Source organism: Mongoliitalea daihaiensis, from assembly GCF_021596945.1.
GTDB lineage: Bacteria > Bacteroidota > Bacteroidia > Cytophagales > Cyclobacteriaceae > Mongoliitalea > Mongoliitalea daihaiensis.
In genome coordinates this window covers 4,617,454-4,632,395 of record NZ_CP063779.1, presented here as the reverse complement: position 1 = coordinate 4,632,395, position 14,942 = coordinate 4,617,454, and the positions used below count along the sequence as shown (strand labels likewise).

The 14,942-nt window shown below is 41.1% G+C and carries 17 protein-coding genes; 5 read left to right on the top strand and 12 right to left on the bottom strand.

The genetic code is table 11. The annotated features are described in order from the left end of the window. The 4 genes from IPZ59_RS19455 to IPZ59_RS19440 all read left to right on the top strand — a co-directional run bounded on the left by IPZ59_RS19455 (position 1) and on the right by IPZ59_RS19440 (position 4,030). Complete coding sequence (locus tag IPZ59_RS19455) at positions 1 to 822, top strand: CoA transferase subunit A (protein ID WP_236137707.1); 822 nt, start codon at positions 1 to 3, stop codon at positions 820 to 822. Next, positions 812 to 1,576, top strand: coding sequence for a CoA-transferase subunit beta (locus IPZ59_RS19450; RefSeq protein WP_189580145.1), 765 nt, complete (start codon positions 812 to 814; stop codon positions 1,574 to 1,576). The genes IPZ59_RS19455 and IPZ59_RS19450 overlap by 11 nt, the downstream gene beginning before the upstream one ends. Before the next feature lie 6 nt (positions 1,577 to 1,582). Then, positions 1,583 to 2,785 carry a 3-oxoadipyl-CoA thiolase gene (gene pcaF, locus IPZ59_RS19445; protein ID WP_236137706.1) on the top strand — a complete coding sequence of 401 codons (1,203 nt, stop codon included), beginning with the start codon at positions 1,583 to 1,585 and terminating at the stop codon, positions 2,783 to 2,785. Positions 2,786 to 2,878: 93 nt separating this feature from the next. Next, positions 2,879 to 4,030, top strand: a complete 1,152-nt coding sequence (locus IPZ59_RS19440; protein ID WP_236137705.1) for a lyase family protein — start codon at positions 2,879 to 2,881, stop codon at positions 4,028 to 4,030. A gap of 49 nt (positions 4,031 to 4,079) precedes the next feature. On the opposite strand, the gene IPZ59_RS19435 is transcribed toward IPZ59_RS19440, so the two are convergent. The 10 genes from IPZ59_RS19435 to IPZ59_RS19390 all read right to left on the bottom strand — a co-directional run bounded on the left by IPZ59_RS19435 (position 4,080) and on the right by IPZ59_RS19390 (position 11,141). Beyond that, on the bottom strand, positions 4,080 to 4,778 hold the full coding sequence (locus tag IPZ59_RS19435; protein WP_236137704.1) for a hypothetical protein: 699 nt from the start codon (positions 4,776 to 4,778) through the stop codon (positions 4,080 to 4,082). A 20-nt stretch (positions 4,779 to 4,798) separates the two neighbouring features. Next, entirely contained in the window at positions 4,799 to 5,488 is a 690-nt protein-coding gene (locus IPZ59_RS19430; protein ID WP_236137703.1) for a hypothetical protein, read from the bottom strand. Further along, the gene (locus IPZ59_RS19425) at positions 5,475 to 6,164 is read right to left on the bottom strand and encodes a hypothetical protein (RefSeq protein WP_236137702.1); all 690 of its coding nucleotides are present in this window, start codon (positions 6,162 to 6,164) and stop codon (positions 5,475 to 5,477) included. Before IPZ59_RS19425 ends, IPZ59_RS19430 begins: the two co-directional genes overlap by 14 nt. A gap of 12 nt (positions 6,165 to 6,176) precedes the next feature. Next, positions 6,177 to 6,881: a DUF3784 domain-containing protein gene (locus tag IPZ59_RS19420; protein ID WP_236137701.1), complete on the bottom strand. Its 705-nt coding sequence runs from the start codon at positions 6,879 to 6,881 to the stop codon at positions 6,177 to 6,179. A gap of 25 nt (positions 6,882 to 6,906) precedes the next feature. After that, complete coding sequence (locus tag IPZ59_RS19415; RefSeq protein WP_236137700.1) at positions 6,907 to 7,581, bottom strand: hypothetical protein; 675 nt, start codon at positions 7,579 to 7,581, stop codon at positions 6,907 to 6,909. Between the two features lie 62 nt (positions 7,582 to 7,643). Further along, complete coding sequence (locus tag IPZ59_RS19410) at positions 7,644 to 8,306, bottom strand: hypothetical protein (RefSeq protein ID WP_236137699.1); 663 nt, start codon at positions 8,304 to 8,306, stop codon at positions 7,644 to 7,646. Then, positions 8,303 to 9,034 (bottom strand): hypothetical protein, encoded by a 732-nt coding sequence (locus tag IPZ59_RS19405; protein ID WP_236137698.1) that lies wholly within the window; start codon positions 9,032 to 9,034, stop codon positions 8,303 to 8,305. The genes IPZ59_RS19410 and IPZ59_RS19405 overlap by 4 nt, the downstream gene beginning before the upstream one ends. Then, positions 9,031 to 9,714, bottom strand: a complete 684-nt coding sequence (locus IPZ59_RS19400; protein WP_236137697.1) for a hypothetical protein — start codon at positions 9,712 to 9,714, stop codon at positions 9,031 to 9,033. Before IPZ59_RS19400 ends, IPZ59_RS19405 begins: the two co-directional genes overlap by 4 nt. Before the next feature lie 142 nt (positions 9,715 to 9,856). Continuing rightward, positions 9,857 to 10,201, bottom strand: coding sequence for a PadR family transcriptional regulator (locus IPZ59_RS19395; RefSeq protein WP_236137696.1), 345 nt, complete (start codon positions 10,199 to 10,201; stop codon positions 9,857 to 9,859). 376 nt (positions 10,202 to 10,577) lie between these two features. Then, positions 10,578 to 11,141, bottom strand: coding sequence for a YdeI/OmpD-associated family protein (locus IPZ59_RS19390; protein WP_236137695.1), 564 nt, complete (start codon positions 11,139 to 11,141; stop codon positions 10,578 to 10,580). 58 nt (positions 11,142 to 11,199) lie between these two features. On the opposite strand from IPZ59_RS19390, the gene IPZ59_RS19385 reads away from it, so the two are divergent. Continuing rightward, complete coding sequence (locus tag IPZ59_RS19385) at positions 11,200 to 12,114, top strand: glutaminase (RefSeq protein ID WP_236137694.1); 915 nt, start codon at positions 11,200 to 11,202, stop codon at positions 12,112 to 12,114. Between the two features lie 448 nt (positions 12,115 to 12,562). Here the strand turns inward: IPZ59_RS19385 and IPZ59_RS19380 are convergent, their stop codons facing one another. Both IPZ59_RS19380 and IPZ59_RS19375 read right to left on the bottom strand, forming a co-directional pair. Further along, complete coding sequence (locus IPZ59_RS19380) at positions 12,563 to 13,273, bottom strand: hypothetical protein (RefSeq protein ID WP_236137693.1); 711 nt, start codon at positions 13,271 to 13,273, stop codon at positions 12,563 to 12,565. A 421-nt stretch (positions 13,274 to 13,694) separates the two neighbouring features. Continuing rightward, positions 13,695 to 14,927 (bottom strand): serpin family protein, encoded by a 1,233-nt coding sequence (locus IPZ59_RS19375; protein WP_236137692.1) that lies wholly within the window; start codon positions 14,925 to 14,927, stop codon positions 13,695 to 13,697. Between the last annotated feature and the right edge of the window lie 15 nt (positions 14,928 to 14,942).

The following is a 14,942-nucleotide window of genomic DNA, read 5'->3' as shown; positions in this document are numbered from 1 at the left end:
ATGCAAGCTAAGATACAAACATTGCAAGAGGCTATTGCCACCCATCTCTTTGATGGGGCAACGGTAGCTATGGAGGGATTTACACATCTGATTCCCTTTGCCGCAGGCCATGAGATTATCCGTCAGGGATTCAAAAATCTGGAATTGGTTCGGATGACTCCGGATATGATTTATGATCAGCTGATTGGGGCAGGGTGTGTTCGCAAATTAAGATTCTCTTGGGGAGGAAACCCGGGGGTGGGATCTTTGTACCGCTTGCGGGAAGCTATTGAAAAAGGCTACCCTCAACCCTTGGAAGTCGATGAACATTCTCATGCGGCCATGGCAGCAGCTTATGCAGCCGGAGCATCAGGTATGCCATGTGCCATTTTCAAAGGATATTATGGAGCGGATTTGGAGAAAGTCAATCCTTCTATCAAGACACTTGCCTGTCCATTTACTGGAGAACGATTGGTGGCAGTACCAGCCATTCGACCTGATGTTACCATCATCCATGCCCAAAAAGCCTCCAAAAAAGGGGACGTTTCCTTGGAAGGAATTGTGGGTGTGCAAAAGGAGGCTGTCCTTGCTGCCAAAGCTGCCATCGTAACTGTGGAGGAAATCGTGGATGAGTTACAGCCTTCAAGCCCGAATGCCGTGATTTTGCCTTCCTGGACTGTCAGCGCTGTAGTACATGTACCCGGTGGTGCCAAACCCAGTTATGCCCATGGATATTATAGCCGAGATAACAAAGCGTACATGGATTGGGAAGCGATTTCCAAAGACCGAGATAAATTTAATCAGTGGCTTCAGGAATTAAAATCAACAGACTATGCAGTATAATTCAACAGAATTGATGACCGTGGTGGCATCCCGGATATTAAAAAATTCCGATGTATGCTTTGTTGGAATTGGCTTGCCATCTGCAGCCTGTAATTTAGCCAGACTTACCCACGCACCAGATATCACCTTGATTTACGAATCCGGTACTATTCAAACCAAGCCAGACGTATTGCCACTTTCCATAGGGGATGGAGAACTGTGTGAAACAGCCTTGACCACCGTATCTGTACCCGAGATGTTTAGCTATTGGTTGCAGGGCGGGAGGATTACCGTAGGATTCCTAGGAGGGGCTCAAATTGATAAGTTTGGCAATATCAATACCACCGTTGTAGGGGATTATCACAAACCCAAGGTTCGGCTTCCCGGTGGAGGAGGCGCTCCCGAAATTGCTGCATTTTGTCATACCATTTATGTGATCATGAAGCAATCCCCTCGCGCTTTTGTGGAAAAAGTGGATTTTATCACCTCTTTTGGCCATGGAGATGGTCCCGGTCAGCGAAAAGCCATGGGACTTAACACGAGTGGCCCATCCAAAATTATTACCGACTTGTGCATTATGGAGACAGAAGAGGCGACGGGTGAATTTATTGTCACATCCATACACCCAGGGGTAGCTAGGGAAACTATCCAAGAAAATACCGGGTGGAAGATTCGATTCGCAGAAGAAGTTGCCATTACTGATGTTCCCGAGTTGGAAGAGTTGGAGGCATTGAGATTATTGAATGAAAAAACTAAAATGGCCCATCAGGGCTAATACACCATGCAGGAAGTTTTTATTTGCGCGTTTAAGCGAAGTCCCATTGGACGCTATGGAGGGAGTTTGTCAGGGGTAAGACCGGATGATTTAGCAGCAGCAGTTATCAAAGGTACGTTAGCTACCCTTCCTCATGTGGATACAGAAGCAATTGACGATGTGATTTTTGGCTGTGCCAATCAGGCAGGTGAAGATAATCGCAGTGTGGCCCGCATGGCCTCTTTGTTGGCCGGATTACCGACATCCATACCAGGCGGCACGGTCAATAGGCTTTGTGGTTCTGGAATGGATGCCATCTTGATAGCCTCCCGCATGATTAAATCTGGGGATGCCGATTTAATTTTGGCAGGAGGAGTCGAAAGCATGTCACGGGCACCATTTATCATTCCTAAGGCAGATGCGGCTTTTTCTAGAAACATGAGTATTGAGGATAGTACTTTGGGTTATCGCTTTATCAACCCTGTGTTGGATTCCTTGTATGGTTCGGATAGCATGCCAGAGACGGCGGAAAATGTGGCCGAAATGTATCATATCAAGCGGGAAGACCAAGACCGCTTTGCGTTTGCTTCTCAGGAAAAATGTGCCGCTGCCCAGCAATCGGGAAGGTTTGCACAGGAGATTCTCCCCATGGAAGTGAAGGTGGGGAAAAATAAGGTGCTCTTTGACCAAGACGAGCATCCACGAGCAGGAACAAGTTTGGAAAAGTTGGGTTCGCTACCTGTACTTTTTAGAAAAAATGGAACAGTAACCGCTGGCAATGCCTCTGGTATCAATGATGGTGCTGCCTGTCTGGTGTTGGCATCTGAAAAAGCCATAAAAAAGTATCAACTGGAGCCCATTGCCCGGGTGTTGACAGGTGCCGTGGCGGGTGTTCCTCCAAGAATTATGGGTATAGGACCTGTACCTGCTACACAAAAACTATGGGCAAGAACAGGGCTTTCAGACAGAGATTTTGATTTGTATGAATTCAATGAGGCTTTTGCTGCACAGGCTTTGGCATGTTTGCAGGAATTAGGGATTGCTTTTGATGACCCTCGAGTAAATGTGAACGGTGGAGCGATCGCTCTTGGGCACCCACTGGGCATGTCGGGAGCTCGGATTACAGGCACATTGGCGCTTGAAATGCAGGCTAGAAAAGCCAAAAGAGGCTTGGCCACTATGTGTATAGGAGTGGGGCAGGGTATCAGTATTGCATTGGAATTGGTTTGACTTATTGGGGAGCCGAATGTGAATATCTCTGTGGCAGGATGATTTACAGGTCCCATGGACTATAGCTCCCTTCTTTTTTCTTAACTTGAAGGCATGATTGACAGAAAGATTTTCAGAACTTATTGGGGGTACCCTCAGGTGAACTCACATGTTAGCGATGTAAGTTTCATTCGTGCGATTTTGACATACGAATCATGTCTAGCTTCCTGTCAATCCAGTTTAGGTATCATTCCAAAGGAGGCTGCTCAAGCCATCCATGAGGCTGTCAATCGAGTGAGGGTAGATGATGGCTTGATTCAACAAGTGGACAGTTCCACTGCGGAAAACGGTATTCCCATCATCGCAGTGGTTGAGGCCATAAAAGAGCAGCTGGACCAAAGTTATCATCCATTTTTACATGTTGGGGTTACTTCTCAAGATTTGATTGATACGGCGCACATGCTTGCACTTCAGCAACTGACCAAAGACTTTCAGCAGGTTTTTTCTGGAAATTTTCAATCCTTGGTAAAGTCTTGGTTGGAGCATAGTGATTGGATATGTATGGCACGAACCCGACAGCAACAGGCACTGCCAGTGACTTTTGGATACAAACTCTACCATTGGTTTTCGCCATTAGTGGATAGTTTGAAGATACTCGAACAACTCCGGTTTCCGGTTTCTCTGGGCGGTCCTGTAGGGGATATGCGGGCATTTGGTGAGCAGGGGAAGGTGCTTACGGAAAAGTTGGCTGAGGCCTTGGGCATGGATGATTTTGGAGCTGTTTGGCATCAAAATAGGCAGCCGGTTTTAGAAATTGTAAATGTTTACGAACGCATCTTGATGCAATTGAGAAAAATCCTTCAGGATTGGATTTTTTTGGCTAATTCAGAGATTGCTGAGCTTCGCTTGCTTACAAAGGGAAAGAGTTCGGCCATGGCCCATAAAAACAATCCCGTGCAGCTCGAACAAGCGATGGTTTTGGTAAGCATAGCCCTAGATAGCATTCAAAATTATAAAAAACATGCTATCTTTAGTTCCGAGCGGGATGGGGTGAGTTGGACATTGGAATGGTACTATTTGTCGGCTTTGGATAGTCAGCTTCAATTGGCCGCGCATGGATTTTTAAAAACGATGCATTTGATGGAATGGCAAAAAGAGGCTTTGGGAAGGCACGCCTCTTTCTTTCAGCATCAGTTGCAGGAAGCAGTCTTAAGCAAAGGTTTTAAAGAGGAATTGCTGAGATTGTTGCTATCCGAAGAGGATTGAATTTTAAACATCATATGGTTGGAGTTTTCAATCCAGTGTCAGATAATTCCTATTTCTTCACTTCTCCATATAGTTGCATCAATTTTTCTGTATCTGCGATATTCTTGTTTAAGACTTTAGGGAGTAAAAAGAAGCTTAGGAATAAAAATGCCATGATGGCAACGACCAATCCTAAATACAGCTGTCCAATAATATTTTCGATAAGAAATCTCGATTGATTTAGGAATACATGACCTTGCAAACATATTTGCATGCCTATGTTGAAATATACAAACAAGGTATTTTGAGCAGTGTAGGAAACATATTGCTTGTACCGTGAATGGTATTTCCTGTATTTGAAAAACATAGCGGCCAAAGGAATAACCAAAGCTGCAATCATGATGATATACCAAGTCTTGAGATCAGGGACTAGAAGGAAAACTTGGTACATAGCTACTGCAATACCAATGGGTAGGATGATTTTAGTACTGCTAAAGGTGGCTTTGATTTCAGTCCAGTAATGGCTCTTAAATCTCTTTTCAATCAACTTGACATAAGACTCCTCCAACCCTGAAAACCCAAAAATCCCAAAGGAAGCATGCACCTTAGCGAAGGCTGTTTCCAAGGAGATTTTAGGGTCGCCGGCCATTAGTTCTTCTATCTTACAAGCCACATGGTCCAAAATCTCGTACTGCACATCTATAAATGGATAACCCTTACGGGAGATCATTTTTTTGAGTTGCTCGATTTGGTCTTTGGTTAGTTTCATTGGGTTTTGGGATTTTAGACTCAATTGGTTTGGTACTGTTGGATGAGTTTCTCTGTATCTGCTTGACTTCTTTGAAAGACTTTGGGCAAGATAAATAAACAAGCAAACATGGATGCGAGTAAAACGGTTATCCCAAGTACTCCATAACTAGTCCAAATGGTTTCGTCTTTTAAGGAATTATTCAAAAGGATGTAGCTGAAACTGCACAGTTGGTAAACAAAAGGGAAGATAATAAAGAAATTCCCTGTTGTGTTAAAGGATGCATATTTCCGGTATTTTTTAGATTTTCGCCAGTGAATAACAGCCATAGTTACTGCACAGCAAACAAAAAGTATCAACAATCCTCCAATCCAGCCATTTTCGGATTCAAATTCATAGCGGAATTGGTAGAATAAAGTAAAAATCCCCATCACTATTAATACTTTATAGCTTAATAAAAAGCGCTTGAATTCCTCCCAAAAATAGGAGCGATGCCTTTTTTCAATCATTCTTTGATAAGATGCATCTAGTTCATTGAATCCTTTAGCACCAAATCTGGCAAATACCTTGCGAAAAGCCTCATCCAATGGAAGGTTGGGGTTTTCTTCCATTAATTCCTCAACTTTACATGCCACATGGTCCAGGATTTCGTATTGGACATCGATGTATGCATGGCCCTTGTAAGAAATCAAGTTCTTTAATTGCCCGATTTGGTCTTTACTTAGTTTCATACAGGAAAGGTTTTAGTTTGGTTTCATAGACTTTTAAGAGTGCTCTGTTAGCTAAGAGTAACATCCATAAGATGGCTGTGGTAGTGGCAGGGGTTGAAGTAAGTACATCAAAAATGCTTTCAAAATCGTTTAACTGCTTGATAGTGAAAAGAAAAATCCCCCATCCAAATAGGTGCGCAGCAATTAGTACATTGAATGCGTCTCTTCTGCTACTGTATAGTCCTTTTCCTTTCAATTCAAGAGTTCTCTCTCCAAAGGTATCCTTAGTGTGATAAATCCATGCAAAAAAGAAGATTGGAAGTAAGACAAAAAGTAAAAATAGCGGTACCATAAGTGTGCTATATATTGAAAAACTAAATCCAACAACTGCTGCTATGGCTAATAATAAGAGATGGCCCAGGATATTTTTAGGAGTTAAAGAAAAAATACTTCTGACAAAACAAGAAGCAAACTCTAAACTTAGCGCATTCTCATGTTTAAATCTGATTTTGAACAGCTTCCATCCGGTCCAGTTCTCTTTTTCTTTTTCCCAAAAGCTATAGACATCCTTAGTTCCTGATGCTTCATAGGCACACAGGATATGATCAAGAATTTCAATATACAATTCCTCGCTATGGATCGGGAGTTCGGTTGTTTTTTCTTCTAAGAATTGAATGTCTGTTGGAGAGATTTTCATTGCAGTTGATTTTTAAATTTTAGCTTGTATCTCCTTGTAAATCTGGTCTGTTTTAGCTTTGTCCTTATAGTTGATAATCGTCGTTTCCCCTGACTTGGTGATGATTACTAGAAAGGGGCCTGACGAAGCATGCACTAGTAAGTGGGCTTTGCCAATATCTTCTACACGGAAAGTTCCTTTTTTGATTTGGCCTACGCCCAAGCCATTGTTGCGTGATAGGACCCTTGGAATCCGATCCGTAAGGGCGATGGAGTCAATCTCTGAAAATTTCAATTCTGTTCCATAAGCACCAGAAAAGGCAACTGATTCATACTTCATCTCATGTTTGGAAGGAATGATGCCAAAGATTACGCTAAGCAAAGCTCCTATTAAGATGAGAGCGGTAAACAGTACTTTAAACTTAGAATTGACAAACTTCTCTTGGTTATGATCAAATTGCCTTCCTTTTACCACCATTATGATCGCTCCTATTGCAATGACTAACGGAGCGAAATAGTCCGATAAAGACGGTTGATTAACTGCTTTCAATAGGATATGACCTACTACCACCAAAAAGCCCATGGCCAGAAAAGTATTCCTCATAAAGGTCGATAAACCTTCTATATCGATATTTTCCTGTTGGCGCTTGGACATGGTATTGTATCCCGAAATTAACTTTGGGAAGGCCTTCACGAAAAAGCCAAAGCTGATTAACGTTATTCCAATTAGGGTAGTCATACTGTTATTTTCGCAGGTTTAGTTTTCATGACTTAATTAGCTTTAAGGTTTTTAGATTAATAGCGTTGAAAATCACCCAGCAAAATGTCAGTAAAATCATGCTGAATAAGAGCAAAAGATAGGGAGTCAAATAAGCGAACGAAGTGTTTTCCAAGAGTTTTGGGAGTAGCTGGGCAAATAAATTGGTGATCCCAAAGATGAAAACATGAGAACCAAAGAATTGATGGGCCAAGACATATCTAGGTTTATGAACGCCGGGAGCCAAAGACCAGCTAAATCCATATTTGGTTTTATTAAAATAGAGGGAAAAGCCAACCATAGAAAAAAGTACTAAAGCAGAGACGATGTACGTGCCTTCCGGGCCTGTAAACTGGAAAACAGGTACAACTAGTAAACTTATGATTAATAGTAATGCAAGTTTTTTCCAGCCTAAAGTCCAGATTTTATAGCTTGAGCGAGCGGTGCGTAAAAACTCCTTCCTAGCAGATTTTTCTAATGCTTTTTCCATGCCCCTGATAACGGACCAGGAAAAAGTATTATCCAGTTCTTCTTTCTTTTGTAAATACACCTCAACTGGAACTTGTTCTAAAGCCGATATATAATGATCTAACAACTCATCGTAGATTTCTTGATACGCAATCAAGCAACGATCGAGTCGGGTTTTGATGGTTTGGATTTCGGTTTCAGTAAGCGATCTCATTGATTTTCAGATTGGCTTTTTAAGTTTTTAGGCAATGTCTTTAAAATGCTTTGATGTCGGAATTATTTATGAGTTATTTCCAATGGTTTGTGCTTGATTGTCCTGTAAATTAATAAGGATATAGATAGCACAATAACTGCATATCCAATGATCAGTACTTGACTAGGTTCTTGATAACCATGGTGATGGAGCATAAACGAGGGAACTAGCAAAACAAAGTTCAGTACATTGAAATAGAATAAATGCTTTTTGAACGCTGCTTCATGGATTGCCTTTTTCGCTTTGTTTTGTACCAACAAAAAAGGAATGTTTTGTGAGGCATAGGCTGCAAAAGCAAGTAGGGCAAAAACCATCAGTAGTGTGAGATTGGCAAAGGAATGAAAGCCCATGAAGCAATACAAGCTGTAATTCAATGCCAAAAGCAAGGCAAGGATACCCATTGTTAATTTGTTGAAAATCTGTAATGATATTTTTGTAAGTAATAGCTTGTCTAAATCTCTTGTTGCTAGTGTTACTTGTTGCTTTTCCATTTGACGAATGGTGGACCAGTTAAAAGCGTGGTCCAACGCTTCCTTCCTGTGTGGAAATTCCTCTTCGGAAGCGTGTTCCAATACCGAAACATAATGGTCAAACAGCTCATCATAGACCTCCTGATAGCTAATCTGGCAGCGATCGAGACGGGCTTTGATGGTTTGTAGTTCTATAGCAGACAGGGTTCTTTTCATCGAATACCACAGTTTAATTTCGGAGTATATGCTTTAGTCATGGAAATAATTGCTTGGGCTCTGGCAATGATTGCTATGAAAAATAACCAAATCAATCCAACCGTGAAATACACATAAGGAGCTTGGAAAAGGAATACTATTGAGTGTTCTGTAAAAAACTCAAGTGTGCTCAGGATAAGGATGGGCAATGCAACAAGAAGTAGCATGAGCGCAACAATCAAAGCAATACCTCTTGGCTTGCCTACATGATACATGGCTAGTATGGGTTTGTCATCTACTAATCTGTATTGGTGTTTTATCTTTCTTTTCGGGTAGGCCCTATCAATTGTCCAGCTAACCAAACCAGTACTGAACAATATTAATATGGTGATAAAAAACTGTAGGTTTCTAGCCTTGTCAACCCAAGACGGGAGTGAGAAGGAAAATGCGAGCAATAGGACTGCGATCCACCAATTTCTACCGATTAATAAATTCGTTAATTTCTTTTTGAAAACTTCTGGATAAGCTGAATGTAATTCATTTAGATAGTTTTCTGCTAATTGTTTACAATACCCTACGGTAAAAGTCTGATCCAACTCAGCCAAAACTTCTTCCAAAGATCGCTTTTGCTCCAACTCTAAAGCTGTCTGATAATGATCCAATACCTCATCCCTCACCTCAATGTAAGGGATTTGTTTAGCATTGATGTGATAATGCAAGGTTTCGATATCTTTTGCTGTCAGTTTCATACCAGTGCCGTTTTTGATTTGATTTTCCAGACTTCTATCAACGATAAAGCATAAAGGGTTATCAGTATGGTGAAAACAGCAGCGACCTGGGGTGCAATTACTTTAGTCAGCTCCCAATTGAAAAATAAAGCAGGGAAACTGATGAAAGCATAGATGAACATACCAGGTAAACTAGCTCTATTTTCAAAGAAGCCTGCCAAGGATGATTGGATGGGTATTCCGATGCCTTTAAAGTTTTGACGTATGGGTTTCATGTGCTTGTACGATTGATAGCCATAGTATAGCTGAAAGCCTAGTAAGAGGATAAAAGGTAATAAAATAATCATTTTCACCTCCTCAACGGTTTGAAAATAAGTACTTAAGTAAATGACAATTGCCAAGAAACCCACGAAATACATCCAGCGGCCCAAACAGAAAAAACTTCTGAGGACCTTCCATTGGGTCTTACTGATATCCTCATGGGCAGCTTTTTTGAATTTAGCCTGCAGGGCATGGCAGTAGGCATAGGTAAACTTATGTTCCAATTCAAAAAGTTGTTCATTGAATTCCTCTTCAGAAAACTCCTGCAAGTGACTGATGTAATGGTCATACACCTCCATCAGAATCTCAGCTGAGGAGATCTCTTTCCGCATGATGGCTTTGCGGATTTCTTGAAGTTCTATGTCGGTTAGTTGGCGCATACATGTTGGTTTCTCGCAACGGGCGCAAAGTTTTCGCCACGTGCGCTACGAGTACTTTTTTGGCTGTTATTAACTTTTAAATTATTGTTTAATATTTCTTTGCGTTCATTGCGTCATTCGTTGCGAACGCTGCGCGAACCCTTTAAGCCAAGCCCGGCTTCCATTCAGGATCCAAGATGCGTTGGAGATTACCTACGAAATTCTGTAACTCGGACATCTTGGCGCTGACTTCCTTTTGCCCGTTTTTGGTCAGGCTGTAGTATTTTCTTACCCGGTTATCCACTTGTTGGATTTCGGTGGTCAGCAGTCCTTCTGCCTCCAACTTGTGTAGGGCAGGGTAGAGGGCACCTTCGGTGATTTTGATTTCGCCTTTTGTCAGTTCCTTTACCCGTTGGGTTATCTCATAGCCGTACATTTTCTCATTCTCTTCCAGTAGTTTGAGGATGATGGTTTGTAGGCTTCCCTTGATTAGATTGTTATTCGACATGGTGTTTAAGTACATTGGATGGCTAAATATATAAAAAAAATATATACATAAGAAACTTGGGTATATTTTTTTAGAGACGAGAGGTTAGAAGGGAGAGATTAGACTCGAATCTACTCGGAAGCCGACTTCAGTTTTGGAGACAAGAAACAAGAGTCAAGAAATAGAGGATGAAACTGCTAGAAAAAGAAATTGTGAGAGGTAGAGAGTGATATATGCTTGCGCGATATAAGTTGATATATGCCTATCGGCGATATATTGGGGTCGTGTAAACAATAGAATTATTCTTTAAAAAAGTGTCAAGTAATTTCAGGACATATCACTAACCTCTCGTTTCTCGCTTCTCGACTCCTGCTTGCAGCAGGCAAGTCTCACTTCTCTACTTATACTGATCATTCAATCCTTTTCCCTCCAAAATCATGGGAGTGATTTTTTCTAGTCGGGATTGTTTGGTGGCGTCACGCTTGGCTTGGTTAAGGTATTCGATGTATTCCCGCTGTTTTCCAGGAGTGAGTTGATCGAAGGCGGATTGAAGTTCTTGTGATGATTGGAAGGCTTTTTCTAAGATTTCTGGCACAATGATTTCACCTGCTGGAACAGGAGCTAGTTTCTTGCCTTCTTTGGCATGGGCAATAGCTTCAGCTAGGTAGGTTCGAATTTGTTCGGGGTTGATTTCGGAGCTATCAGTAAATCGCCATTGTCTGAGGGCTCTGGTTTTTCCTTCTTGAGCGTTCAATAAAACTCTATCTGGGTCAGATAAAAATACGCCTTGGTAAAACCACAAACAAACAAAATTTTTAAACCCTGCCAAGCCAACCACATGCTGGCCTTCATGGCAATACACGGGAATTCCCCATTTAATGAGAGGGGTAAGCTCGGTTTCATTCAATAATCCTTGGAGGGCACTGAGTTCTTCGGTCCAATCGTTAGCTGCTGATTTCATGGTGAAAAATAAGAAAAAGCTGTTGAATTTGTAGTAAAAAATCTTTCCCTTTGATAGTATGAATTATCAGCAAGTTATAGAAGAAGTATACCAGGAAGTACAGGAGAAAAATTTAAGAGGAAAAGTGGCTACATATATTCCTGAGTTGGCAAGTGTAGATCCGAATAAGTTTGGGATCGCATTGGTGGATTTGGAAGGGAATGTTTATGGGGTAGGGGATTATGAAGTTCCTTTTTCTATCCAAAGTATCAGTAAGGTGCACACGCTTACCATGGTCTTTCATGTGTTTAAAAGCAAGCTTTGGTCAAGGGTGAATGTTGAGCCAAGTGGCAACCCTTTCAATTCTATTGCCCAATTGGAGTTTGAAAAGGGTATTCCGCGAAATCCTTTTATCAATGCGGGAGCTTTGGTCATTACAGATGCACTTTGTAGTAAATTTGAGCATGCCACAAAACAGGTATCCGATTTTATTAATGAATTGGCGGGTAAGACATGTGTTAGTATCAATCCCTCTGTGAAAAATTCTGAAAAAAATCATGGGGAGCGAAATACAGCATTGGCCTATTTCCTAAAAGCCTATAAAAACTTTGATAATGATGTGGAGGAGGTATTGGATGTGTATTTTTCACATTGCGCCATAGAGATGAGCTGTGTGGACTTGGCCAAATCATTCTCATTTTTGGCTAATGACGGTTATTCTATATTTGCACAACGGGAAATTGTCTCTGAAAGTCATGCACGCAGGATCAATGCCTTGATGCTCACCTGTGGGTTTTATGATGAAGCGGGGGAGTTTGCATTTAGAGTGGGTTTGCCTGGCAAAAGTGGGGTAGGAGGTGGTGTTGCTGCTGTTATGCCTCATAAGTTTAGCATTGCCGTGTGGAGTCCCGAACTCAATGAAAAAGGGAATTCTGTCAAGGCGATTCAAGCGCTGGAATTGTTGACGGATAAATTGTCGTTCTCGCTATTCTAAACTTTTAGCTATTTCTTTATTTTGAACTTGATGACTGATTGAAGCGAACCTTTTGACAGGTTCATGGACCGATCAAGAAACAAAGGATGAAGGAAGGAAGGATGAATGTACAGAGACCAAGAAACTTTTCCAAAGTTGACCAGATGTTGAGAGCATCATACCTCTCTTACTGCTCCTTAATTTCTTAATGGTTTTCCTACCTTTGTGAAATTAGTAGTTAAATGAGGTTTTTTTGAAACCATTAAGGTATTAAGGGAATTAAGCCTTTTTAAGGTTTTTCTTACTGCTCCTTAACTTCTGAATGGTTTTCCTCCCATTGGGCAATTAGCAGTTAAATGAGGTTTTTTTATAACCATTAAGGTATTAAGGGGATTAAGCCTGGTGTTTCTGAACTGCTCACTGTTCATTTCTCATTTTTCATTCCACATTATCCACTGCTCGCTGCTCACTACCTAACCGGATAAATTCCAATACCTGGATCAACGGCATTCACTACTCCGGATTGTAGAAAGAAATTAGCCATTTCTAGAGCATCTCCCTGGGAGTTTTTGGTGGCGCGGATTTCATGCCAATTGGACATAAACTGATTGGCACCAAGCCACTCGGTATTAGTGGAAGCAATCAATTCTTGGAGCGCTGTTAACTCTTCAGGGTTAGGAACTCGAACAAAAAAGGAACTGACGTACACCCTTACGCATTGCTCTCCCACAGGGTTACCGATGGCATCTTGGCAATCATCTGTTTCAAAAGTTGGGTGGGCATAGGCAACGATATCACTACCTTCGAGTGATTCAAGGATCACCGAGATTTCGGAACAGTTTCTTTGTCTGTTTAATCGAACGGGGATTTGTTTGAATTGGTATTGAGCATCTTCATGGATCGTGAAGTTAAAACCTTGATCTAAAAAATTTTGTGTTTGTAAAAAATCACTAATATCCTCGTCAGTATAACTTTTGTCTATCCCGATAAATATAAATTCTCGAGACACTTCTCCCAAAGTTAACTGCTCTCCTTGGTAAATCCGGTAGTTTAAAATATCACATTCCTCGAGTAAGGATGTAGACTCATCAGCATCAATACAAGACCAATTGATGAATAGAAGCATGAGGCCAGAAGCGAGAAACGAGAGGCGAGAAATTAGATACGGGAGTTTTGTCATGTTATTAGAATTAAGAGGTAAGAATCAAGAGCCAAGAGGCAAGAATCAAGAAGTAAGAGCTAACATATAAATTACTGATAATGAGAAACTTTTCCAAAGTTCACCAGATGTTGAGAGAATTATACCTCTCTTAATGCTCCTTAATTTCTTAATGGTTTTCCTACCATTGTGAAATTAGCAGTTAAATGAGGTTTTTTTATAACCATTAAGGTATTAAGGGAATTAAGTCTTGTATTTCTGAACTATCCACTATTCACTTCTCACTGTTCATTACTCACTGTTCACTGCTCACTTCCCACTGCTCACTGTTCATTTTTCATTCTAAATTTCCCAACTGTGTGTCACTGCTCACTGTTCACTGCCAACTACTCACTGTTCATTACTCACTGTTCACTGCCAACTGTTCACTGTTCACTTTCCGTCATCCCTCTAATGGATTCTCGAGTTTGCCCATAAACAGGATGGCACCACTGTGTTTTTCTTGGATAAAGAAGATGAATGGACGATCCAATGTAATTCTAAGTGGGCCAGAAGGTCCTGCACTGAACCTTTCGACTACTTCTACAATGGTTGCAGCAGCGGCTTCGGTGCCTTTTTCATCCACTTCTATAAAAGCCTGATGGATGACCCTGCTTATCTTCAAGTCATCGGTAGGATTGGAAAAAAGGGCAGTAAAGTTATCCGGATGGAAAGAGAATGGGCGAACCAAACCCATAGCCATCAGATCTCCTTTCATATTGTCCATTTTATAAGAAATCTTGAATTTGGGCATTTTGAGAATGACACCTCTTTCTCTTGCATTGCTTCTCCATTCAGTTAGATTTTCTAAGGTAAGTAGCGGTGCCAACTGTGAGAGATCACCGGATTCATTGAATATAACGCCCATAGAGTATTGTTCTGAACTGTAAGGGATTTCCAAATAGGCGGCTCCATGACCAAACCCATATCTCATATCCGAGGCATCTTTGAGGTCCATCATGTCAACCATGATATCCTGACCATTCCTCAGTGTGAATTTTTCTTTTTTGGTATTGGCTTTCGGAAAATTGTAGGTCCAGTCTCCTTTAAAGTAGATAGCATTTACCAAATACATTACAGCATTCGGTGGGATTTGATCCAGCATCTCTCGAATTAGATTATTGGTTTGTCGGGCAATCCAATTGTTGATAACGTTCACAGAGTTGGGGTTTAACATATCCAAGGGTGCCACTTCTGCATTGAAATAGCGATTAGCCGCAGCTTTGAAAGGTGGTTTTACCTGATAACCTTCCTTATACCAAATACCATTGGCAATGTTGAGTTTAACCTTTTCATCTACCTGCAATAAAAAAGTAGTCAAGTCTTTAACAGCCTGATTGGCATCCTCTAAGCTCATACCCTGCATTTGTAAGACATCCAAAAATTCTTGTTTCACTTCCCCCTCATTGCCATTCATTGTCATAGCTAAAGCCTGATGAATGGAGTAGGGGCTAAAAAATTGATTCTTTGCCTCATTTGATTGATTCAGTTGCTGAAAAAGATTGATTGCAAATTGGGTGCTTGATTCAGAAAGTTTCTCTTCTGAAGCAGAAAGTACTCTCAGATTGGGTTCAACTCTACCGGGAAGGGGAGGCTCTCCTGGTAAGCAGCCTACTACCAAAATAATTAATAACATTACGGTACATTTAGC

Bases quoted from the DNA above. Each gene is read 5' to 3' on its own strand.
- IPZ59_RS19455 (WP_236137707.1), top strand. From the start codon at position 1: ATGCAAGCTAAGATACAAACATTGCAAGAGGCTATTGCCACCCATCTC.
- IPZ59_RS19450 (WP_189580145.1), top strand. From the start codon at position 812: ATGCAGTATAATTCAACAGAATTGATGACCGTGGTGGCATCCCGGATA.
- pcaF (WP_236137706.1), top strand. From the start codon at position 1,583: ATGCAGGAAGTTTTTATTTGCGCGTTTAAGCGAAGTCCCATTGGACGC.
- IPZ59_RS19440 (WP_236137705.1), top strand. From the start codon at position 2,879: ATGATTGACAGAAAGATTTTCAGAACTTATTGGGGGTACCCTCAGGTG.
- IPZ59_RS19435 (WP_236137704.1), bottom strand. From the start codon at position 4,778: ATGAAACTAACCAAAGACCAAATCGAGCAACTCAAAAAAATGATCTCC.
- IPZ59_RS19430 (WP_236137703.1), bottom strand. From the start codon at position 5,488: ATGAAACTAAGTAAAGACCAAATCGGGCAATTAAAGAACTTGATTTCT.
- IPZ59_RS19425 (WP_236137702.1), bottom strand. From the start codon at position 6,164: ATGAAAATCTCTCCAACAGACATTCAATTCTTAGAAGAAAAAACAACC.
- IPZ59_RS19420 (WP_236137701.1), bottom strand. From the start codon at position 6,881: ATGACTACCCTAATTGGAATAACGTTAATCAGCTTTGGCTTTTTCGTG.
- IPZ59_RS19415 (WP_236137700.1), bottom strand. From the start codon at position 7,581: ATGAGATCGCTTACTGAAACCGAAATCCAAACCATCAAAACCCGACTC.
- IPZ59_RS19410 (WP_236137699.1), bottom strand. From the start codon at position 8,306: ATGAAAAGAACCCTGTCTGCTATAGAACTACAAACCATCAAAGCCCGT.
- IPZ59_RS19405 (WP_236137698.1), bottom strand. From the start codon at position 9,034: ATGAAACTGACAGCAAAAGATATCGAAACCTTGCATTATCACATCAAT.
- IPZ59_RS19400 (WP_236137697.1), bottom strand. From the start codon at position 9,714: ATGCGCCAACTAACCGACATAGAACTTCAAGAAATCCGCAAAGCCATC.
- IPZ59_RS19395 (WP_236137696.1), bottom strand. From the start codon at position 10,201: ATGTCGAATAACAATCTAATCAAGGGAAGCCTACAAACCATCATCCTC.
- IPZ59_RS19390 (WP_236137695.1), bottom strand. From the start codon at position 11,141: ATGAAATCAGCAGCTAACGATTGGACCGAAGAACTCAGTGCCCTCCAA.
- IPZ59_RS19385 (WP_236137694.1), top strand. From the start codon at position 11,200: ATGAATTATCAGCAAGTTATAGAAGAAGTATACCAGGAAGTACAGGAG.
- IPZ59_RS19380 (WP_236137693.1), bottom strand. From the start codon at position 13,273: ATGACAAAACTCCCGTATCTAATTTCTCGCCTCTCGTTTCTCGCTTCT.
- IPZ59_RS19375 (WP_236137692.1), bottom strand. From the start codon at position 14,927: ATGTTATTAATTATTTTGGTAGTAGGCTGCTTACCAGGAGAGCCTCCC.